This is a genomic window from Pandoraea sp. E26 (assembly GCF_000681415.1).
GTDB classification, from domain to species: Bacteria; Pseudomonadota; Gammaproteobacteria; order Burkholderiales; family Burkholderiaceae; genus Pandoraea; species Pandoraea pnomenusa.
Genome location: NZ_AYXJ01000034.1, coordinates 17,605 through 39,538, shown reverse-complemented (window position 1 = coordinate 39,538; position 21,934 = coordinate 17,605). Strand labels below are relative to the sequence as shown.

Genomic DNA, 21,934 nt, shown 5'->3' with positions numbered 1-21,934 from the left:
GTACTGCCGGAATTGGCAGTTTCAGAGTAAGTCATCGTCGCGGCGAAGAAGTTGCAAAGTGCAACCGCTGTATTACCTGACGTTACCAGCGCCGACATTCGCAATATTCCGAAACGACTCGGCCCGCCCTTGCCGTCGAGCGACAAGGGCGGGCCGATCAAGCCGTCGCGCGACACGACGCGAGCGATGGGCTGTCGGTGGACGACCGATGAAATCAGTCCCAGGCGCCGCGACCGCCCGACACGCTGTATCGACCAGCGCCGAAGAGCATCACGCAAAGGCCGGCGAACAGGTAGAAGCCCTGGAGTTCAAGCGCCCAGCCGCCGGTCTTCGCGAGGTCGCCGAGCTGACCGAAGTGAACCAGGGTGAAGGCGATGATCATGTTGCCCACGACGAGCAGGCCGCCCAGTCGGGTGAGCACGCCCAGGATCAACAGCACCGGCGCGAGCACCTCGCCCAGATAGACACCGTAGGCGAGCCAGCCCGGCAGACCGTGCGACGTGATCATGCCCTGGATGAACCCCACGCCGTTGATGACTTTGTTGATGCCGTGAAACAGCAGCAGGATACCGAGGGTGAGGCGCAGGATCAGTTTGCCGAGGTCGTCTCTGGTGCTCTGCATGGTTGAGGCTCCTTCTTGAATCGCGGGGTCGCGAAAGGGGGCTGAGAGTAACGGGGTGACACGCGCAAAGGGTGACGTGCCGGCCAAATGGGCATCACTGTATCAAATCGTTACCGCGCTGTCTGCGGGTGTCCCAGCGATTTCAGGGACCTGGCGCGAATCGGCCACGACGCGCCGATTACAAGCCGTTACTTTTCGGACTGCGCGGTTACACGGTCGCTGTCGGCGCGGTCTCGCGGTCCGCCGTTAATCCGCATAAGGACGCGGCGAATCGTTGGCAATCCCGCCACCGCCGAGCGTCCCCGCCGGTTTGCCGAACCCACCCGATATCGTGGTGTTCAGGCGTCCATCGAGCATTGCAAAGCCACTAAGGATTCCATCATGAACGTCCGTAAAACCCTGATTCTGAGCGCCGTGACCGTTGCCCTCGGCGGTGTGTTCGCCTCGCAGGCGTTTGCACAGGGCACTGCCACGCAAACCGCACGTGACATCCAGCAGCAGCAACGCATCGAGAACGGGCTCAAGAGCGGTCAACTGACCACGCACGAAGCCTCCAGGCTCGAGAAGGGCGAAGCGAAGATCGACAGGATGCAGGCGCACGCCGACCATACCGGCGACACCGCGGCCGAGCAGGCGCGTATCGCGAAGGCACAGAACAAGGAAAGCGCGAAGATCGAGCAACTCAAGCACAACGGTAAGGCAGGCAACCCCGTGTCGGCGTCGTCGGAGCGCATGCAGTCCGACGTTCAGCGCAACGTGAACCAGGAAAAGCGCATTGCGCAAGGTCAGGCCGCCGGCACGCTGAGCCACCAGCAGGTGGGTAATCTCGAGCGCGGCCAGGCGCATGTGGACGCCGCCGAGGCGCATGCCGGAAAGAACGGTCACGTGAGCGCTGGCGAGCAGGCGGGCGTTCAGCACCGCGAGAACCATCAGAGCCAACGCATCCGTCACGACAAGACGAACGGCTAAGCAAGCGGCCAGGCCGTTGCCGCCCGCCGCGAGCGGGCGTTCCCATGCATGACCAGCGCGCCACCCCTTGCCGGGTGGCGCGCTTGTTTTACGGCTATCATCGGCGTCACAACGACAACCGGAGGACCGGCAGGATGGAACTGGTGCAAGCGCAGAAGCTGCTCGATGAACTCGTCTCGCCGTGGGTGCGGCAATTGAATTTGCGGGTCGAGGCGGTCGGGCCCGAGCAGAGCGAGCTGCGGCTGCCGTTCGATGCCGCCTTCAAGCATGCCGGCGGCGTGATCTGCGGGCAGGTGTTCATGTCGGTGGCAGACACGGCGATGGTGGTGGCGCTGTCGGCCGCGCTCGGCGGCTTTCAGCCGATGACGACCGTCACGCTCAATACTCAGTTCATGCGCCCCGTGACGGACGGCGATCTGCGCATCGTCGCGCGCATTCTGCGTCGCGGCAAGAACCTGGTGTTCGGCGAAATCGAGATTCACGACGCATCCGGCAAGATGGCCGTGCACGCCACGACGACCTACGCATTGCTGTAAGCGTCGGCGGCATGGCGGGCGCCGGCCGTTCGGGTCGACGCGTTGCGTTGACGATGCGACGATCCGGGGATATCGCGGCGGAAGTCTCATGGCCGCGCACGCGCAAGGCCATTGCGCCACCACATCAACCCACCGGGGTAATCCATGTTCGATCAGATCGTATTTGCCGGCGGCGGCAACCGTTGCTGGTGGCAGGCCGGATTCTGGGAGCGGGTAACGCGCGACGTGCCGCTGCGTCCGCGCGTGATCACCGGGATATCGGCCGGCGCCGCCACGGCCTGCATGCTGCACATGCGCGAGTCGGACTGGGTGATGGACTATTACCGGCAGGCACTGGCGAGCAATCGCAAGAATGCCTACTGGGGCAATCTGCTGCGGCGCGAGCGTGTGTTCCCGCACTACCGGATTTATCGTCAGGCGCTGCTCGACATCTACGACGGGCAGCTCGACAAGCTTGCCGCGGGGCCGGAAATACGGGTGGGCATCTCGCACATCCCGCGCTGGCTGGGGCCTCGCTCGGCAACGGCGGCGGGCCTGGTCGCGTACAACATCGACAAGCACGTGCGCCGCACGCTGCATCCCACGCTCGCACGCCGCCTGGGCTTCACGCCGGAATTCGTGCGCGCGCAGGACTGCCGCACCGCGGCCGATCTCGCCGACCTGATGCTGCAGTCGTCGTGCACGCCACCGTTCACACCGATTCTGCGGCGCGCGGGGCGGGCCGTGCTCGACGGTGGCATGGTCGACAACGTTCCTGTCGACGCGCTGGACGCCGTGCCGGGGCAGGTGCTCGTGATGGTGACGCGCCGCTATCCGCGCCCGCAGATGTTCACGCAGCATCACGCGGGGCAGGACCGGCTGTACGTGCAGCCGTCAGAGGCGGTGCCGATCTCCAGCTGGGATTACACGCGCCCCGACATGATGCGTCCGGCCTTCGAACTGGGCCGGCGCGACGGCGAGACGTTCCTGCGACATCTGGACACGATGAAGTAGGCGCCGTTGCGAAGACCGACGATGCCGGCCGACACCCTCAACGTCCGAAGCCAAGCAGCGCGGCCGGATTCGCGACGTGCGCGCGATCGCCGTTCAGGAAGTCGACGATGTTCTGGAACGCCACGCGGAAATACATTTCGTAGCTCTCGCGCTCCACGTAGCCGATATGCGGCGTGCACACGCAATTCTCCAGCCGCAGCAGCGGATTGCCTTGCAGAATCGGTTCGCTCTCGAAGACGTCGATGGCGGCCATGCCCGGACGCCCGCGGTTCAGGGCCGTGATGAGGGCGTTTTCTTCCACCAGTTCCGCGCGGCTCGTGTTCACGAACAGGGCGGTCGGCTTCATCTGCAACAGGTCTTCCAGTTTCACGACGTGACGCGTTTCGTCGTTCAGGCGCAGATGCAGCGACAGCACGTCGCTCTGGGCAAAGAGTGCTTCCTTGCTGTCGGCCACGCGCAGACCGTCGGCGGCGGCGGCCTCGCGCGAGCCTTCGCGCCCCCACACCATGACTTCCATGCCGAACGCGCGGCCATAGCCGGCCACGAGCCGGCCGATCTTGCCGTAGCCCCATAGGCCGAGCGTCTGGCCGCGCAAAACCTGCCCGAGGCCGAAGTTCGGCGGCATGCTCGACGACTTCAGTCCCGACTGCTGCCATGCGCCGTGCTTGAGGCTGGCCACGTATTGGGGAATGCGGCGCTGGGCGGCCATGATCAGGGCCCAGGTGAGTTCCGCCGGAGCCGTCGGCGAGCCCACGCCTTCGAGCACGGCCACGCCGCGCGCGGTGCAGGCCTCGATGTCGATATGGTTGCCGGCGCGACCGGTCTGGCTGATGACGCGCAGTCGCGGCAGTTTGTCGATGAGTTGTGCGGTGATGGCGGTGCGCTCGCGAATCAGGACGAGCACTTCCGCTTCGCCGACCCGGGCGGACAGTTGCCCGACACCCTTCACTGTGTTGTTGAAGACCTTGACGTCGTGACCGGCCAGCAGGGAGAAGCAGTCGAGCTTGCGCACAGCGTCCTGGTAGTCGTCGAGAATGGCAATTTTCATGGCAAAACGTAATCGGGTTGGCGCCGGACGAGGCGTCCGGCGCCAACGGAATCAATGTCGGAGGCCGCCGCGAAGGGGCGGGCGTACTGGTCGTTGACATGGCGGACGCGTCGGCGAAAACGCCCGGCCGGCCTTGTTGCGACGCAGCACCGGCGCATTTTGCGCGGTGGTATGCTGACGCCTCGTTTTGCATAGTATGGCAGGTGTCCTGGCAACCATGGCGAAACCGCCTCAACACGATGGCAAAAAATCGAACCCACCCCGCAAAAGCAAGTCGGACCTGGTGAGCGAGACGCTTGATGCGCACGTATCGGTGCGCGTGTTGCCCCCTGCCAACCCGCCGGTATCCCCAACCGGACGGGCCGCCTTGCGAGATTTCGTGCTCGCGAAGCTATCCGCGCAAAGCACACCCGGCGTCTGCGCGATGCGCACGCCCGGTGCCTGTCCCGATTCCTCGACTCTGCATGGAGACAACCCCCATGACGCAAGCCAGTGTGAGCGCCAGCGCGCTCAACGCCTCCTCCTCGTCCAATGTTGCAACGCGTGACCTGCCCGCCTGGGTGCGTCACCGCAGGCTGATCGACTGGGTGTCGCAGATCGCGGCGCATACCCAGCCCGAGCGCGTCGTCTGGTGCGACGGCTCCCAGCAAGAGTACGACCGTCTGTGCGACCAGATGGTGGCCGCCGGTACGATGCAGCGGCTCAACCCCGCCAAGCGCCCGAATTCGTTTCTCGCGCTGTCCGACCCATCGGACGTCGCGCGCGTTGAAGACCGGACGTTCATTTGCAGCGAGAAGCGCGAAGACGCCGGCCCGACCAATCATTGGATCGACCCGCGCGAGATGCGCACCACGCTCGACGGCCTGTTCCAGGGATGCATGCGTGGGCGCACGATGTACGTGGTGCCGTTCTCGATGGGACCGCTCGGCTCGCCCATCGCGCACATCGGGGTGGAGCTGTCCGATACGCCTTATGTGGCGGTGAACATGCGCATCATGACGCGCATGGGCCGCGATGTGTACGACGTGCTCGGCGAGGACGGCGAGTTCGTGCCCTGCGTGCACACCGTGGGCAAGCCGCTCGCCGCTGGCGAGAAGGACGTGGCGTGGCCGTGCAACAGCACCAAATACATCGTTCACTTCCCGGAAACCCGTGAGATCTGGAGCTACGGCTCGGGCTATGGCGGCAACGCGCTGCTGGGCAAGAAGTGTTTCGCGCTGCGCATCGCCTCGAAGATGGGGCGTGACGAAGGCTGGCTCGCCGAACACATGCTAATCCTCGGCGTGACCTCGCCCGAAGGCCGGAAATACCACGTGGCGGCGGCATTCCCGTCGGCGTGCGGCAAGACCAACTTCGCCATGCTCATCGCGCCGAAGGGCTTCGAGGGCTGGAAAGTCGAGACGATCGGCGACGACATCGCCTGGATCAAGCCGGGCAAGGATGGTCGTCTTTACGCCATCAACCCGGAAGCCGGCTTCTTCGGCGTGGCGCCGGGCACGAGCGAGAAGACCAACCCGAACGCGCTCGCCACGCTGGGCGAGAACGTGATCTTCACCAACGTTGCGCTTACCGACGACGGTGACGTGTGGTGGGAGGGGCTGACCGACACGCCTCCCGCGCACCTGATCGACTGGCAGGGCAAGGACTGGACGCCGGAGATCGCACGGGAAACCGGGCGCAAGGCCGCGCATCCGAACTCGCGCTTCACGGCGCCGGCCGCACAGTGCCCGTCGATCGACCCCGATTGGGAGAACCCGGCCGGCGTGCCGATCGACGCGTTCATCTTCGGTGGGCGTCGTTCGACGACGGTGCCGCTGGTGACCGAGGCGCGCGACTGGACCGAAGGCGTGTACATGGCCGCGACGATGGGCTCGGAGACGACCGCCGCGGCGGCCGGCCAGCAGGGCGTGGTGCGTCGCGACCCGTTCGCGATGCTGCCGTTCTGCGGCTACAACATGAGCGACTACTTCCAGCACTGGCTCGACACTGGCGCGCATCTCGACAAGATGGGCGCGACCCTGCCGAAGATCTACTGCGTGAACTGGTTCCGCAAGGGCGCCGACGGCAAGTTCGTATGGCCGGGCTTCGGCGAGAACATGCGCGTGCTGGCCTGGATGCTCGGGCGCATCGACGGCAAGGCGCAGGGCGTGGAGCACGCGTTCGGCATCACGCCGCGTTACGAAGACCTGAACTGGAACGGGCTGTCGTTCACGCCGGCGCAGTTCGACGAGGTGACCTCAATGGATCCGGCCGCATGGCGTGACGAGCTGAAGCTGCACGCGGAGCTGTTCGAAACGCTCAGGCAAAACCTGCCTCAGGCACTGCTGGACACGAAGGCCGATATCGAGCGTCGCCTGAACAAGTGATGCCGCGCACGCCGGCATGACCGGCGCGCTGAAGGCGAAACGCCAATCGATCCCGCCGGTGGAAACGCCAGCGGGATTTTTTTGTCTCGTGATCGTTCCGACGGCCTTGTGACGTGGGGATTCCGGCGGTTTCGCGCGCTTGCGCGGCGATGGCATTTCCTCCGTTGTTCCGTTCGGACAACGATCTTCCGGTGACGCCAGTCTGACTGCGCATTAACCGGGAAGGCACCCCACCGCGCCACGGGGCCCCGTCATCTCATGACGCCGCCTCACGAGCCTGCATCACAATCGGTTTTCCACCGCGAACTTGATCAGTTCCGCCTGTCCTTCGATGCCGAGCTTGCGTTTGATGTTCAGGCGATGCGTCTCGACGGTGCGGACCGAGAGATCCATCTCGGTCGCGATCTGCTTGTTGGCCAGGCCGCGAGCAATGCGCGAGAGGATTTCGCGCTCACGAGGCGTGAGCGAGTCGATCGGCGCGTGCGACGTCGAGGCCTGCACCACGCGCGCGGCGATGGCGGCGCTGTAGTACGCGTCGCCTCGGGCCACGCGTTCGATGGCGGTCACGATTTCGTGCGCCGGTGCGTCCTTGAGCACATAGCCGCGCGCGCCGGCGCGCACGGCCTGGCGGACGTACTCCGCGTTGTCATGCATGGACAGGATCAGCACGGCGATGTGCGGAAACTGCTCGCGAAACAGGGCAGTCAGTTCGATGCCGTTCGTGCCGCGCATGCTGATGTCCATCAACGCCAGATCCGGCGACGACGTTTTCGCCCGGGCGAGGGCTTCGGCGGCGTTGCCGGCTTCGCCCACGACCTGAAGGTTCGGTGCGGCGTCGAAACGCGCGCGCAGTCCGTCGCGCACGAGCGGATGGTCGTCGATCAACAGCAGGCGGATGGGAGGGGCTTGCGTCATTGGCGTGAGGTTGCGCGAAGCGCCGCTTTCACGGCGGCGGGCGTGAGCGGGACCCACGCGCTGATGGTGGTGAGGCCGGGCCACGACTGGATGCCCAGCATGCCCCCGACGGCGTCGAGACGCTCGCGCATGTTGCGCAAGCCGATGCCGTGGCTGGGGTCGTGGTGCACGTCGGTCACGTCGAAGCCGCGCCCGTCGTCGGCGATCGACAGGTGAATGCCGTCGGGCTTGAAGATGAGCCGGATCGAGACGCGCGACGCGTGAGCGTGACGCTCGATGTTCGTCAACGCCTCCTGGGCGATGCGATACAGCATCGTCTTGATGTTGTCGTCGAGCACCGGGGGCTCGCCCTCGACATGCATGTCGACGGGCAATCCCGCGTGCGAGCCGAACTCGCGCGCGAGCTGATCGATGGCGGCAGCCAGTCCGAGGTCGTCGAGTGTGGCCGGGCGCAGCGCCTGTGAAATCCGGCGGACCTCGCCGAGCGTGCCGTTCAATCGCTCGATGGCCACGCCGAGGGTGGCGCTGACCGCCGCGGGCGACCCCGGCAGGCGCATCGACGCCGATTCGAGCAGCAGCTTGACCGACACGAGGAGCTGGCTGATGCCGTCGTGCAACTCGCGCGAGATGCGTGAACGCTCGACTTCCTGCGACTCCACCACTTGACGCGCGAGCTGGCGCAGTTTGGCGTCGGCGGTCTTGAGTTCGGTGATGTTCACCACAAGTCCGCAAAGCCCCACGATGGCCAGACACGACGACGCGATGAGCGTGATCCAGATCAGCGTGCGATCGATGTTCGCCTGCGCACGCTCGTCCGACGCGCGCAGCGTGGCTTGCACATCGTCGAGATAAATCCCCGTGCCGATCATCCAGTTCCAGCGCGGCAGCGCGATCACGTAGCCGAGCTTCGGGGCCATCTGATGCAGCGACGGCTTCTCCCACGGGTACTGCACGTAGCCGCCGCCGGCGCGTGCCGCGGCGATGAGACGCTGAATCGTGGGTGCCCCCGACTCGTCCTTGAGCGACCAGAGATTGTGGCCCACGAGCTCTGGCTGGCGCGGATGCATCAGGCTGCGGCCTTCGAGGTCATAGACGAAAAAGTAGCCGTCTTTGCCGAACTCCATGCGGGCCAGCGTGGCAAGGGCCTGCTCGCGCGCGGCCGGGGTGTCGGGGCCGTCGTACAGCGGCTCGATGGCATTGCGCGCCAGACCGACGTAATGCAGCAGCTCGGCCCGCTTGTTGGCCAGCGATGTCGTTTGCACGGCGTCGTGCTGCGCGCGCGAGAGTTCGTTGCCCTGGTGACGCACGGCAAGCGCGATGGCAACCATGGCCAACGCCACCGGCAGTAGCGCCAGGACGAAAAATTTCTGTCGGAGATTCATGGCATTCGGGAGACCTGCAACACCGCTTTTCACGGGTATGGCGGCAGGTGCGCTACGTAATAGCACGTAGCCGGCCTGCGTAGTTCCGCGCTTGTGGCACGGCGGTCAAACGCCAATACTACACGCCGAATCGTGGCCGGGGCTGCCGAGTGGTAGCGGGCAAGCCTCCCGACGACGCGCTGCAAGCGGGTGTGCCCCCACACCGCCGTCTTGCGCCGCGTCGGCGGCGTCATCGACCCTCGCTGCATGCAGACCCCCGAAAAGAGGGGCGTGTCCAGAGAGCCACGGTTCGCGGCGCCGTCGGGGTGCCGAAACAAGAGGCGGAACAGCGCTGCAACGGCGCCGTTCCGGGATCGCTGCCCGCGAGGCAGTTCCGAGGAGAGACAATGAATCGCATCTGGCAACAACTGCCCTGGGCAGCGGTGGCCATCGTCGGCGCGTGCGCGCTCGGCACGGTGGCCCTATCGCGCGGTGAAACCATCAGCGCACTCTGGATCGTGATCGCAGCCATCTGCGTGTACCTGATCGCGTATCGCTTCTACAGCAAATTCATCGCCACCCGTGTGGCGCAACTCGACGGCACGCGCATGACGCCGGCCTGGCGTCACAACGATGGGCTCGACTACGTGCCCACGAACCGCTACGTGCTGTTCGGTCACCACTTTGCCGCCATCGCCGGCGCCGGACCGCTGGTCGGACCCGTGCTGGCCGCGCAGATGGGGTATCTGCCGGGCATGTTGTGGATTCTCGCGGGCGTGGTATTCGCCGGCGCCGTGCAGGATTTCATGGTGCTGTTCATCTCCACGCGTCGCGACGGCCGGTCGCTGGGCGACCTGGTGAAGTCCGAACTCGGCATGGTCCCCGGCGTGATCGCGCTGTTCGGCGCCTTCCTGATCATGATCATCATTCTCGCCGTGCTGGCGCTGATCGTGGTCAAGGCACTCACGGGGTCGCCGTGGGGGACCTTCACTGTCGGGCTCACGATCCCGATCGCGTTGTTCATGGGGATCTACACGCGCTACATCCGCCCGGGCCGCATCGGCGAAGTGTCGATCATCGGCTTCGTGATGCTCATGGCCGCGATCTACTTCGGCCAGAGCGTGCATGACAGCGCAGCGCTTGCGCCGCTGTTCACGTTCGACGGCAAGCAGCTGACCTGGATGCTGATCGGCTACGGCTTCGTGGCCTCGGTGCTCCCGGTGTGGTTGCTGCTCGCGCCGCGCGACTACCTTTCGACGTTCCTCAAGATCGGCACGATCCTGGCGCTGGCGATCGGCATTCTGGTTGTCGCGCCCGAGCTGAAGATGCCCGCGCTCACGCAGTTCGTCGACGGCAGCGGACCGGTCTGGTCGGGCAAGTTGTTCCCGTTCCTCTTCATCACGATCGCTTGCGGCGCCGTGTCCGGCTTCCATGCGCTGATCTCGTCGGGCACCACGCCCAAGCTGCTCGATAACGAACTCAACGCGCGCTTCATCGGCTACGGCGGCATGCTCATGGAGTCGTTCGTGGCCATCATGGCACTGGTCGCCGCCTCGGTGATCGACCCGGGCGTGTACTTCGCGATGAACAGCCCGGCCGCCGTGATCGGCACGACGCCGGAGGCCGTGGCCCATGTCGTCTCGGGCTGGGGCTTCACCATCACGCCCGACGTGCTCACCGCCACCGCGCATGCCGTGGGCGAGAACACGATCATCTCGCGCGCCGGCGGCGCCCCGACGCTCGCCGTCGGCATGGCGCACATCCTGCACCAGGTGGCGGGCGGCGAAGCGATGATGGCCTTCTGGTACCACTTCGCGATCCTGTTCGAGGCGCTGTTCATCCTGACCGCCGTCGATGCCGGCACGCGCGCAGGCCGCTTCATGCTGCAGGATCTGCTCGGCACGTTCGTGCCGTCGCTCAAGCGCACGGACTCGCTGCCCGCGAACCTGATCGCCACCGCGCTGTGCGTGGCCGCGTGGGGCTACTTCCTCTATCAGGGCGTGGTCGATCCGCTGGGCGGCATCAACACGCTGTGGCCGCTGTTCGGTATCTCGAACCAGATGCTCGCCGCCATCGCGCTGATTCTGGCGACCTGCGTGCTGTTCAAGCTCAAGCGCGAGCGCTTCGCCTGGGTCACGATCCTGCCGACGCTGTGGCTGCTCGCCTGCACGCTGACCGCCGGCTGGCAGAAGATGTTCGACCCGGATCCGAAGGTCGGCTTCCTCGCCCACGCCGCGAAGTACCAGGCCGCGCTGGCCGACGGCAAACTGCTGGCGCCCGCGAAGTCGGCCGCACAGATGCAGCAGATCGTGTTCAACGACTATGTCGATGCCACGCTGTCCGGGGTGTTTATGTTCGTGGTGGTCGCCGTGGCGCTGTTCGGGCTTCGCACCATCCTCGTGGCACGCCAGGCCAACAAGCCGACGGCCAAGGAAACGCCGTTCGAGCCGATGCCCGCCGGGCGTCAGATCTGACGAACCGAAGGAGCCAGTCTCATGCTCGACGAAGTCGGTAAGGTCGGACGCTATCTCGGACAGGCCATGCGATTGATGGTCGGCCTGCCCGATTACGACACGTATGTGGCGCACATGCGCGCCACGCACCCGGATCAGCCGGTCATGAGCTACGAGGCGTTCTTCCGCGAACGGCAGGAAGCGCGCTACGGCGGCAAGAGCGGCGGGCGATGCTGCTGAGCTGACGGCGGCGCTCTGTCCCGCGTGGTGCGTGTCGCGACGAAGGACGCAAGCCGCCTCGGCCGCGGTCACTGCATTGGAATAAAAAAGCGCCCGGTGGAAGATCCACCGGGCGCTTTCGTCATTGGGCTCCCGTCCGCGAATTCACCTACATCACTTTTGCGCAGCGGGCGTTGGCCGCGCTGCGTCGGTAGCGGTCGAATACCTGGGCGACGACGCGAACCAACAGGCGCCCGGCCGGCAGCACGCGCAACCCGTGCTCGTCGATGGCCACGAGCCCGTCCGCTGCCAGATCGGCCAGCTCGCCGAGCTCGCTGGCGAAGTAGGCGGCGAACTCGATGGCGTGTGCCTGCTCGATGGCTCCGAAATCCAGCGACATGTGACACATCACGCGCGAAATCACGTCGCGACGGATACGGTCGTCATCGTCGAGCCGCACGCCGCGCGCGATCGCGAGGCCGCCGGCATCGATGGCGTCATAGTAGTCCCGTAGCGTCTTGGCGTTTTGCGCGTAGCTGTCGCCGACGCGTCCGATGGCCGACATGCCCACGCCGACGAGGTCGCAATCGGCGCGCGTGCTGTAGCCCTGGAAGTTGCGATGGAGTGTCCCGGCGGCCTGTGCCCGCGCCAGTTCGTCGTCGGGGCGCGCGAAGTGATCCATGCCGATATGGACGTACCCGGCCGCGGTGAGCCGCGCAACGATCGTCTGCAACAGCGCCAGTTTTTGTGGGCCGTCCGGCAGTGCGTCGGGCAGGCACCGCTGCATCTTGAACTGCTGCGGCAGATGCGCATAGCTGAATACCGACAGCCGCTCCGGGGCCATCTCGATGACGGCATCGAGCGTGCTGGAGAACGATTCCGGTGTCTGATAGGGCAATCCGTAGATCAGATCGAAGTTGACGGACCGAAACCCGCTGCTCCGCGCGGCGTCGATCGCGGCCTCGACGAGTGCGCGCGGCTGCACGCGATGAATCGCCTCCTGCACTCGCGGATCGAAATCCTGCACGCCGATGGACAGACGGTTGAAGCCCAGAGCGCGCAAGGCGCGAATCGACGCCGGCCCGGCGCTGCGCGGGTCGATCTCGATGGCGTACTCGGCGTCGTCGTCGTGGGTCATCACGAACCGGCGCGCGATGGCGTCGACGAGCGACGCGATCTGTTCCAGCGAGAGAAACGTCGGCGTGCCGCCGCCCCAGTGCATCTGCGCAAGTGCGCGGCCGGCGCCCAGCAACGACGCCTGCCGCCCAATCTCGGTGTGCAGGCGCTCGACGTAGGCGTCGGCGTGGGCGCGATTGTTCGTCACGATCTTTGTGCATGCGCAGTAAAAGCAGACCGTGTCGCAGAACGGCACGTGCAGGTATAGCGAGAGTGGCTTGCCGGTACGTTTGGATTGCGCGGCGGCGCGGGCATAGTCTTCGGCGCCGAACGCGTCGTGGAATTGCAGCGCGCTCGGGTATGAGGTGTAGCGCGGGCCGTTCACGTCATATCGGCCAAGCAGGCGGGCGTCGAAGAAGATGGGCGCCGGCGGGGCGTCCGCATGGCGCGGGCCGGGGTTGCGGCGTGTTTTACACGACGAATCGCCGTGGTCGTCATCTGAGGTGTGCGAGGCGTGCGAGGCGCACCCGGGGCACCGCGAGCCGTGGGAAGTGCGCGAGGCATTGGCGCAGGACGTCGTAATCGGGGGCAGGGCGGACATGACGGGCACGGGACGATGAGAGATTCCTCAATGTAGCCTTGCGACACCCGCCCCGCCCTGACCTGCGTCAAACACCGGGGCGGCGGCGCTCGCGCCGCGCCCGGCCGCGTGCATGTGGCGGGACGGCCCCGTGAAGACCGTCACCCTGCGTGGAATTTCGCACCGGCACGCGCTCAATGCCCGACGGCCACGTCGCAAAATCATTGCCGCGACAGGCAATTTTTGGCTGCCTACGGTAAGCTAACGCCTTATTGAAGTCCCCGCCGTGTCGACACCCCTGGCGGCACGCGCGTTGCGCTCCCCGGAACGGTCCGGGGCGGCGGTCCGGCCAGTGCCTGCGGGTTTGCGCAGCATCGGAGCCACTCCGGTCCGCGCTCGCCTGCCTTTGCCTCGCTTCGCCGGATCGACGCGGCACATCACGATTGGAAACAACATGGACCGTCTGCAATCGATGCGCGTTTTCGTCAAAGTGGCCGACAACGGGAGTTTTGCCCGCACGGCTGCCCAGATGGATCTGTCGGCCGCCGTGGTCACGCGTCACGTCGCGGAGCTCGAATCCCATCTCGGCGTTCGTCTGCTCAATCGCACCACGCGCAGTCTGTCGCTCACCGGCGCCGGCCAGGTGTACCTCGAACGCTGTCGGCAGATCATCGACGAAGTCGACGAAGCGGATGCGCTCATCTCCAGTGCCTCGCGCGACCCGAAAGGTACGCTGAAGGTCGTGGCGCCAGTGTCCTTCGGGTTGCGCAACCTCGCGCCGCTGGTCAAGAAGTATCAGGAGATGCACCCGAAGGTCGTGGTCGATCTCACGCTCACGGACCGGGCCATCGATCTGGTGGAGGAGGGGTACGACTGCGGCATTCTGCTCACGCGCATGATCAACAGCGAAAGCCTGATTTCGCGGGTGCTCGCCGAAACCCGCGTGATGCTGTGCGCCTCGCCGGCGTACATCGCCGAGCACGGCGAGCCGGTCACGCCGCAGGAACTGGGCGAGCATGGCGTGCTCGGCCTGCCAAATGACTTCTGGAGCGACGATCGCGTGTTCTCCGGCCCGGACGGCGAGGTGCGCGTGCGCGTGCAGAACAAATTCATCTGCAACAACACGGCGCTGCTGCGCCAGTCGGTGCTGCTGGGCCATGGCATTGCGTTCCTGCCGTCCTATCTGGTCGGGAACGACGTGCGCGACGGCGATCTCGTCGCGCTGCTGCGCAATTTCTCGCAGACGCCGGTCGATGTGTCGCTCGTCTATCCGAGCCGCAAGTATCTGTCGGCCAAGACGCGGGGGTTCATCGATCTGACGGTTGAGTATTTCCGCCAGAACGAAGGGATTTCGGCCGCCGAGCGCTGGGTGCCGCCCAAAATGCCGTCGCCCAACCCGCCGATCAGTGAAATGCCCGTTTGACCTTTGACGCGGGCTGCATAAGCGCCATGAAAAAAACGGCCACATCCCCGAGGGGCGTGGCCGTTTCTCATGGTGGCGGCGTCTCGCGACGCGCATCCATGGGCGCTGACGACGCCCTCAGAACGGCGCGTCGTCCTCGTCGAACGACGCATCGTCCGACGGGCTCGCCGTCTTGGTTGCCGGCTTGGCTTTTGCGGTCGTCTTCCTGGCGGCCGCCTTCTTGGCCGGTGTCTTCGTCGCCGCGGTCCTGGCCGCCGTCTTGCGCGCCGGGGTGGCCTTGTCGTCGCCTTCGGCCTCGTCCGACTTCGCGGCCGTCTTCTTCGGGGCCTTCGCCTCGAATTCGAAGCCGATCGTGCCGTCCTTCTGCTTGGCCAGATAAGCCTTGAATGTGCGGCCGGTGCGCGAGGACTTGAAGTTCGTCAGCAGATCCGTCTTGCCCTCGGTCAGCAGCTTGTGAATCTGCTCGCGTGTGATTTCCTGCTGCAGGATGACCTTGCCCGACGTGAAGTCGCAGGTCTTCGGATTCGCTACGGCGTTTTCACAGACATAGCGCATACCGTGCTCGAAGACGCGACCGCCGCACTTCGGACACTTGCCGACCGGCTCCTGTCCGGTGAAATCGGGCGCTTCGCCGTCTTCGTCGCCGCTGTCCTGGCCGAAGTCGAACTCGAGCTTGTAGCCCATTTCGTCGTCGGGCGAGAGCTTGAGAATCGCCGAGAACGGGCGCCCCATCTTGCTGCGGAAACCCGACAGCGGACCGATCGTCTTCTTTTGCAGCAGTTCTTCGACCTCGGGGATTTCGAACTGGCGTCCGCCGGGGATCTTCGAGATCGAGAACGCGCAGTTCGTGCAGGCGAAACGCCGGTAGTTCTCCTTGACCACGCCGCCGCAATGCGGGCAAGGGGTGGTCAGCGTGGCGTAGTCGCCCGGAATCGTGTCCGAGTCGTATTCCTTCGCGCGCTTGACGATGGTCTGCGTCATTTGCGCGATTTCATGCATGAATTCGTCGCGCTTGAGCCCGCCGCGCTCGATCTGCGAGAGCTTGGCTTCCCACTCGCCCGTGAGTTCGGGCAGGGTCAGTTCGTCCACGCCGAGGCCGCGCAGCAGCGTCATCAGCTGGAACGCCTTGGCCGTCGGGTGCAACTCGCGGCCTTCGCGCACCAGATACTTTTCCGTGAGCAGGCCTTCGATGATGGCCGCGCGCGTGGCCGGCGTGCCGAGACCCTTGCCGGCCATGGCTTCGCGCAGTTCGCCATCCTCGACGAGCTTGCCCGCGCCTTCCATCGCCGAGAGCAGCGTGGCTTCGCTGTAGCGCGCCGGCGGCTTGGTCTGCAGCCCCACGGCCTCGACCTTGTCCACGCCCACCTTCTCGTCCTTTGCCACCGGCACGAGGTTCGGCTGGTCTTCCTTGCCGGCCTTGGCGTCCTTGCCGTCGTCGGCGCCTTCCTTGCCGTAGATGGCCAGCCAGCCGGCCTGCACGAGCACCTTGCCTTCGGTCTTGAAGTGATGGCCCACCACTTCCGTAATGCGGGTCGTCACCTGATACTCGGCCGCCGGGAAGAACACCGCCAGGAAGCGCTTGACCACCAGGTCGTAGAGCTTCTGCTCCGGCTCGGAGAGATTCTTGGGCGCCTGAAGCGTCGGGATGATGGCGAAGTGGTCGCTGATCTTGCTGTTGTCGAAGATCCGCTTGTTCGGCTTGACCCAGTCCTTGTTCAGGATCTGGTTGGCGAACTGGTGGTAATTGTTGCTTTCCTTGAGCACGGCCATCGTCTCCTTGACGGTGGCCAGGTAGTCTTCCGGCAGGGCGCGCGCGTCGGTACGCGGGTACGTGAGCACCTTGTGCTTTTCGTACAGCGCCTGCGCCAGGCCGAGCGTGTTCTTCGCCGAGAAGCCGAAACGGCTGTTGGCTTCGCGTTGCAGGCTCGTCAGATCGAACAGCAGCGGTGAGAGCTGGGTCGACGGTTTCGATTCCTCGGTAACCGTGCCATGCTTGCCACGCACGGCGGCGACGACCGATTCGGCGGCCGCCAGGCTCCACAGGCGCGAATCGCGCTGCTCGGGGTCGAATTCGTTGCGCTTGAAATTCGGATCGAACCAGCGGCCTTCGTAGAAGCCCGCCGAGGCCACGAACTCGGCCTTCACTTCCCAATAGTCGCGCGAGACGAACTTGCGAATCTTCTCTTCGCGCTCGACCACGATGGACAGCGTGGGCGTTTGCACGCGACCGACAGTCGTCAGGAAAAAGCCGCCGCCCTTGCTGTTGAAGGCGGTCATGGCGCGCGTGCCGTTGATGCCCACGAGCCAGTCGGCTTCGGCGCGGCTGCGCGCGGCATCGGCCAGCGGCAGCATGTCGCCGTCGCTGCGCAGGCGCTTGAAACCGTCGCGGATCGACTGCGGCGTCATCGATTGCAGCCACAGACGCTTGACCGGCTGCTTCGCTTTCGCGTGCTGCGCGATCAGGCGGAAAATCAGCTCCCCTTCGCGTCCCGCGTCACAGGCGTTGATCAGAACGTCGATGTCCTTGCGCTTGATGAGACGCGTGAGCACTTTCAGGCGCGATTCGCTCTTGGCGATCGGCTTGAGGTCGAAATGCGGGGGAATCACGGGAAGGTTGGCGAAGCTCCACTTGCCGCGTTTGACTTCATAGTCTTCCGGCGCGCCGATTTCGACGAGGTGGCCAACCGCCGACGAGACGACATAATCGTCGTTCTCGAAGTACTCGTCATGCTTGGTAAAGCCGCCCAGCGCCCGTGCGATGTCGTTCGCGACGGACGGTTTCTCGGCAATGATCAGAGCTTTTGACATGACGTTCGGTAATGTTGAGGGGGTGTCGCCAGGCGACATTCGTTGGCTTTATAACATATAGCCATTCCGGCGTTGCCGTCGGATAGGGCACGAGGCGTGCCTGGAAGCGGCACATCATAAGCGCGTCGCAGGCCGGCGGCAAGCGTGGACCGACGGGGCGCCGTACGCGCGCAAAGCCGCACCGCGGCGCGCCCCGGCGGTCGTGCCGGCGAGCGCCGTCAGCCCAGCAGATGCTCGCGCAGGGCGGGCGCCGCGACCGTGGCGTCGCCCAGCACCCGGGCGTCGAGCATGCGCTCGAGGATACCGATGGCCGGTAGCACCGGACCGAAAAAGCGCGCCTGTCCGGCGGACTGGCTGGCATCCTGCACCAGCAGGGTGGGAAAGTTCTCGATGTCGTGATCGTCGAGCCAGTCGGCGTGGGTCTCGATGTCCACCCAGACGAAGCACAGTTCGGGATACCTGGCCGCCAGCGTTTCGAGCGTCTGCGCGTACTCGCGGCAGGTGCCACACCACGCTGCGCACAGGCAGGCCACGAGACGCGTCTTGCCATCGGCGAGTACGGCGGCCAGCGCGGAGCGGTCGGTGACGGGATCGAAAACAGGCATGGATCTGGGCGGTGCAAGTCTGGGAAAGGGTCGGGGTGTGTAGGCGGGCGGGTCATCGCGCGCCGCCTCGCGGCCTGTGCCGGACAAACCGGCCGCCCGGCAAGCGGGCGACGCTTGCGTCCAGTTCGAGTGCGCCCAGGTGGGCGAGCACCTCGGCAATGCCCAGGCCGGTGCGTCCGCAAAGGGTGTCCGCGCTGACCGGATCATACCCCAGCGCCTCGAGGATTGCTGCGCGGCCCGGCGGCAGCGGCCTCACCGGCGATGTCGCCGATGGCGACGTCACGCATGCCGTCGACGCCACACTCGCCTGATCGGCCACGTCCGGCGCAGGTCGCAGCGGATTGCCGGCGCCAAGGGCTTCGAGCACGTCTTCCGGCCCGGTGGCAAGCGTGGCGCCATCGCGAATCAGGGCATGGCAGCCCCGGCTCTGGGGCGCGTGGATGGATCCGGGAACGGCGAGTACGTCGCGCCCGAGTTCGCCCGCCAGGCGCGCCGTGATGAGCGAACCCGATTGCGTGGCGGCCTCCACGACCAGGGTGCATCGCGCGAGCGCGGCGATCAGCCGATTGCGGCGCGGGAAGTGGTCGGGGCGCGGCGGCGTGCCGATGGGAAAGGCGCTCAGCAGCAGCCCGCTTGCGGCAATGCGCTCGGCCAGCGCGCCATGTCGGGCCGGGTAGACGATGTCCGCACCGGTACCGACGACGGCACAGGTGCCGCCTGGCGTGTCCAGCGCGCCGTCGTGGGCGGCGGCGTCGATGCCGGCGGCCAGTCCCGACACGACGTTGACCCCTGCATCGCCCAGCACGCGCGCGAAGTGCCGCGCATCGTCGCATCCCTGCGGCGTGGCGCGCCGGCTGCCGACAAGCGCGGCCGTCATCGCCCCCGCCCGATTCGGCAGTCCGGCGTCGCCCCGGCAGTACAGGATCGGCGGGGCGTCCCCGAGCGCGAGCAGTGCGCGCGGGTAGGCCGGTTCGGACAAGGTGACGACGCCGCATCCGGGTTGGCGAGCCCACGCCAGGGTACGCGCGATCTGCTCGCCGAGATCGGGCGACGTTCGTGCGAGTAACCGAGCGACGAGCGCCGGCGGCACGATCCGCGCCAGGTCGTCGCGCGACGCCTGAAGGATCGCGGCCGGCAAACCGAACACCGTCAACAGACGCCGCACGGCCGCCGGCGGTATGCCCGGCGTGTGGCACAACCGAAGCCAGTCCTTGATTTCCTCGGGGCTGGCGCCGGTCGGATGCCGATGATCCGCACGGCACGGCGCGCTGTCGTCGGTCCGGCCGTGCGCCTCGACGGGGGCGCCGGGGGCGGCCTTCGAATGGACGTCGGAGGGAGGCGCCACGTCGCCGTGCGCCAGCGCCGACAGGGGCGCTATGCTAAAATTTTTCATCATCCGGTAAGCATTGACCGGGGGGCCGGGGCAGGCTGGGAGTCGGCGCAAACGTCGCGACGCCGCAGTCATCGCAAGATTGTGCGATTGCAGCGGCCTGCGGGGCAATGCGGCGAATTCCCGTTTTCATCATGGCATTACTGACAATTCTTCAATATCCCGATCCGCGTCTGCACAAGGTGGCCAAGCCGGTCGCCGAGGTCGACGACCGGATTCGCCAGCTCGTCAAGGACATGGCCGAGACCATGTACGACGCACCCGGCATCGGCCTGGCCGCCACGCAGATCGACGTGCACGAGCAGGTGATCGTGATGGATCTCTCGGAAACGCGCGACGAACTGCGTGTGTTCATCAATCCCGAGATCGTCTGGCGCAGTGACGAGCAGAAGGTCTACGAAGAGGGCTGTCTGTCGGTGCCGGGCATCTACGACGAAGTCGAGCGCGCCGATCGCGTGCGCGTGCGCGCCCTGAACGAAAAGGGCGAGAAGTTCGAGCTCGACGCCGACGGCCTGCTCGCCGTGTGCATTCAGCACGAAATGGATCACCTCAAGGGCCGCGTGTTCGTCGAGTACCTCTCGCCGCTCAAGCGCAACCGCATCAAGCAGAAGATGAAGAAGCAGGCCGAACGCGCCTGAACGAGCGTCGTCCCGCCTCATACGTGGGCGGGCCCTGCAAAGTCCTCTATACTTGCAGCGCTCGCGGGCCCATGGGGCCTGTCTTCCGCTGCTGCGACGGGGCGTCTCGAACGTCTGCCGTCGGGCCATTTCCCGACTGTTTGCCGAGATGTCCATCGCCATCACCTCGTCGTCTTCCCGCACCCGCACGCTTTACTGGCTGAGCGCCGCACTGCTGTTCGCGTTCCTGTTGGCGGGGCTGTTCGATCGCGACCCCTGGAAAGCCGACGAACCGTATTCGGTCGGCATGGTGCTCAACTTCTTCCGCGGTCACGACCTGGTCGTGCCGCGCGTGGGCGCCGACCCATTTGTGGAAAAGCCCCCCGTCATGTATTGGACGGGCGCGTTCTTCGCGCGGCTGGCAGCGGGGGTGCTGCCCGTCTTCGACGGCGCGCAACTGGCTGTGTTCGCATGGCTGGTGGTCGCCGTGCTCTGTGTCGGGCGTCTGGCCCAGCGTCTCTACGGGCCGGAGTCGACACATGACACCGACACCTTCAACTGGCTCGCGCCCATGCTGATGGTGGGCAGTTTCGGCGCGATCGAAAACATCCATAAGCTCACCGCCGACGTGCCGCAGCTGGCGGGCGCGGCGCTCGCGCTGGCGGCGCTCGCCCGGCTGGCGAAGGCGGAGAATTCGGCGCGCCTGTGGGGGTTGCTCTTCGGCACCGGTGCCGGCATCGCCTTCCTGAGCAAGGGGCTGCTGGTGCCGGGGGTGCTGGCGCTGACCGCGCTCGCGGTGCTCGCCATCCCGGCCTATCGCACGCGTCGCTACGCCGGCGCGCTCGGCTGGGCGGTACTGGCCTCGCTGCCGTGGGTCGTCATCTGGCCGGTGCTGTTCTGGCGCGCGTCCGAGCCGCTCTTCATCGAGTGGTTCTGGGACAACAACTTCGGACGCTTCTTCGGCTTCGTGCACCTGGGCGGGGAGCGGACCTCTTACCTGAGCGACGTGACCAGCCTGCTGGGTCTGACGTTCCCCGCCGGCTGGCTGGCACTTGGCGCGCTGGTCGCGCAGTGGCGCGAGACCGGTGTGCGCCGCTTCGTCGCGCAGCGTCCGGAGCAGGCGATGCTCTGGCTGTACGTGGCGCTCTTCGTGCTCACGCTCGTGGTGTCGTCGGCGATTCGCGATATCTATATGTTGCCGCTCTTCCCGGCGATCGCCGTATTGGGCGCCGGGGCACGCCTGCCGCGATGGCTGGAGAAAACGTGGTCGGGCGTGGCACTCGTGCTCATGAGTGCGCTGGGCGTGTTCCTGTGGGTGCGATGGGGACTGCAATTGACCGGGCACGGGCACGTCGCCGCCGGACCGATCGGCAAGTGGCTGCCGCTCGACTATGTATTGCCGTTTTCGCCGGGGCTGGTGCTTGCCGCCGTGGCGATCGCGGCCCTGTGGATCGTCGCGATCATGCGCCGTCGCGAGCTCGGGGCGCTCGTCTTCGGCTTCGCCGGGCTGATGTTCGTCTGGGGGACGCTCTCGACACTGCTGTTGCCCTGGATCAACGAGGCGCGCAGCTATCGTACGCCGTTCGCGTCGCTGCAACGCTCGCTCGCACAGGTCGTGCCGTCCGGCGCGGCCGCCACGTGCATCGGATCGTTCAATGTCGGCGAGTCGGAGCGCGCCATGCTCGATTACTTCATCGACGTGCGCCCGACCCAGTTGCCAGATCTGGCACATGCGTCGCGCTGCGGCGTGCTGTTGCTGCTCGACAAGGCCAACGCCCGCATTTCCGCTCCGCCGGGCTGGCGCGAGATCTGGCAAGGGGGCCGCGCCGGCGACACCAACGAGCGCTTCCGTGCCTTCGTGGCGCCGTCGATGCCCGCCGTCAAGTAATTCACCGTATCGCGCAGGAGAACGT

General features: G+C 66.0%; 17 protein-coding genes. 9 read left to right on the top strand and 8 right to left on the bottom strand.

From position 1 onward, the window contains the following. Positions 1-214: 214 nt before the first annotated feature. Positions 215-622 carry a DoxX family protein gene (locus W930_RS0121175; protein ID WP_023598170.1) on the bottom strand — a complete coding sequence of 136 codons (408 nt, stop codon included), beginning with the start codon at positions 620-622 and terminating at the stop codon, positions 215-217. Between the two features lie 381 nt (positions 623-1,003). Here W930_RS0121175 and W930_RS0121165 point away from each other — a divergent pair, with 381 nt between their 5' ends. The 3 genes from W930_RS0121165 (at position 1,004) to W930_RS0121155 (ending at position 3,120) form a co-directional block, all read left to right on the top strand. Further along, positions 1,004-1,591, top strand: coding sequence for a hypothetical protein (locus W930_RS0121165; RefSeq protein ID WP_023872747.1), 588 nt, complete (start codon positions 1,004-1,006; stop codon positions 1,589-1,591). Positions 1,592-1,725: 134 nt separating this feature from the next. Then, on the top strand, positions 1,726-2,127 hold the full coding sequence (locus W930_RS0121160; RefSeq protein ID WP_023598168.1) for a PaaI family thioesterase: 402 nt from the start codon (positions 1,726-1,728) through the stop codon (positions 2,125-2,127). A gap of 144 nt (positions 2,128-2,271) precedes the next feature. Continuing rightward, positions 2,272-3,120: a patatin-like phospholipase family protein gene (locus W930_RS0121155; RefSeq protein ID WP_023872749.1), complete on the top strand. Its 849-nt coding sequence runs from the start codon at positions 2,272-2,274 to the stop codon at positions 3,118-3,120. A gap of 37 nt (positions 3,121-3,157) precedes the next feature. Here the strand turns inward: W930_RS0121155 and W930_RS0121150 are convergent, their stop codons facing one another. Further along, the gene (locus tag W930_RS0121150; protein ID WP_023598166.1) at positions 3,158-4,168 is read right to left on the bottom strand and encodes a D-2-hydroxyacid dehydrogenase family protein; all 1,011 of its coding nucleotides are present in this window, start codon (positions 4,166-4,168) and stop codon (positions 3,158-3,160) included. A 479-nt stretch (positions 4,169-4,647) separates the two neighbouring features. On the opposite strand from W930_RS0121150, the gene W930_RS0121145 reads away from it, so the two are divergent. Beyond that, positions 4,648-6,534 carry a phosphoenolpyruvate carboxykinase (GTP) gene (locus W930_RS0121145; protein WP_023872750.1) on the top strand — a complete coding sequence of 629 codons (1,887 nt, stop codon included), beginning with the start codon at positions 4,648-4,650 and terminating at the stop codon, positions 6,532-6,534. A 282-nt stretch (positions 6,535-6,816) separates the two neighbouring features. Here the strand turns inward: W930_RS0121145 and W930_RS0121140 are convergent, their stop codons facing one another. Then, entirely contained in the window at positions 6,817-7,449 is a 633-nt protein-coding gene (locus W930_RS0121140; protein WP_023598163.1) for a response regulator transcription factor, read from the bottom strand. After that, on the bottom strand, positions 7,446-8,831 hold the full coding sequence (locus W930_RS28340) for a cache domain-containing protein (protein WP_023598162.1): 1,386 nt from the start codon (positions 8,829-8,831) through the stop codon (positions 7,446-7,448). Before W930_RS28340 ends, W930_RS0121140 begins: the two co-directional genes overlap by 4 nt. A gap of 386 nt (positions 8,832-9,217) precedes the next feature. On the opposite strand from W930_RS28340, the gene W930_RS0121130 reads away from it, so the two are divergent. Further along, a complete protein-coding gene (locus tag W930_RS0121130; protein WP_023598161.1) occupies positions 9,218-11,284 on the top strand; it encodes a carbon starvation CstA family protein in 2,067 nt (688 codons plus the stop codon). A 21-nt stretch (positions 11,285-11,305) separates the two neighbouring features. Further along, complete coding sequence (locus W930_RS0121125) at positions 11,306-11,503, top strand: YbdD/YjiX family protein (protein ID WP_023598160.1); 198 nt, start codon at positions 11,306-11,308, stop codon at positions 11,501-11,503. 148 nt (positions 11,504-11,651) lie between these two features. On the opposite strand, the gene hemN is transcribed toward W930_RS0121125, so the two are convergent. Beyond that, positions 11,652-13,019 (bottom strand): oxygen-independent coproporphyrinogen III oxidase, encoded by a 1,368-nt coding sequence (gene hemN / locus W930_RS0121120; protein ID WP_028731293.1) that lies wholly within the window; start codon positions 13,017-13,019, stop codon positions 11,652-11,654. A gap of 613 nt (positions 13,020-13,632) precedes the next feature. Between hemN and W930_RS0121115 the strand changes: the two genes are divergently transcribed. Beyond that, positions 13,633-14,601: a LysR family transcriptional regulator gene (locus W930_RS0121115; RefSeq protein ID WP_023598158.1), complete on the top strand. Its 969-nt coding sequence runs from the start codon at positions 13,633-13,635 to the stop codon at positions 14,599-14,601. Between the two features lie 117 nt (positions 14,602-14,718). On the opposite strand, the gene W930_RS0121110 is transcribed toward W930_RS0121115, so the two are convergent. The 3 genes from W930_RS0121110 to dprA form a co-directional block, all read right to left on the bottom strand. After that, positions 14,719-17,409: a DNA topoisomerase III gene (locus tag W930_RS0121110; RefSeq protein WP_023872752.1), complete on the bottom strand. Its 2,691-nt coding sequence runs from the start codon at positions 17,407-17,409 to the stop codon at positions 14,719-14,721. 218 nt (positions 17,410-17,627) lie between these two features. Beyond that, positions 17,628-18,014 (bottom strand): thioredoxin family protein, encoded by a 387-nt coding sequence (locus W930_RS28335; RefSeq protein WP_023872753.1) that lies wholly within the window; start codon positions 18,012-18,014, stop codon positions 17,628-17,630. 52 nt (positions 18,015-18,066) lie between these two features. Continuing rightward, positions 18,067-19,407, bottom strand: coding sequence for a DNA-processing protein DprA (gene dprA / locus W930_RS0121100; protein ID WP_080685233.1), 1,341 nt, complete (start codon positions 19,405-19,407; stop codon positions 18,067-18,069). Between the two features lie 131 nt (positions 19,408-19,538). On the opposite strand from dprA, the gene def reads away from it, so the two are divergent. Next, complete coding sequence (gene def, locus W930_RS0121095) at positions 19,539-20,042, top strand: peptide deformylase (protein WP_023872755.1); 504 nt, start codon at positions 19,539-19,541, stop codon at positions 20,040-20,042. A gap of 148 nt (positions 20,043-20,190) precedes the next feature. Beyond that, positions 20,191-21,909 (top strand): glycosyltransferase family 39 protein, encoded by a 1,719-nt coding sequence (locus W930_RS0121090; protein WP_023598153.1) that lies wholly within the window; start codon positions 20,191-20,193, stop codon positions 21,907-21,909. Positions 21,910-21,934 lie beyond the last annotated feature (25 nt).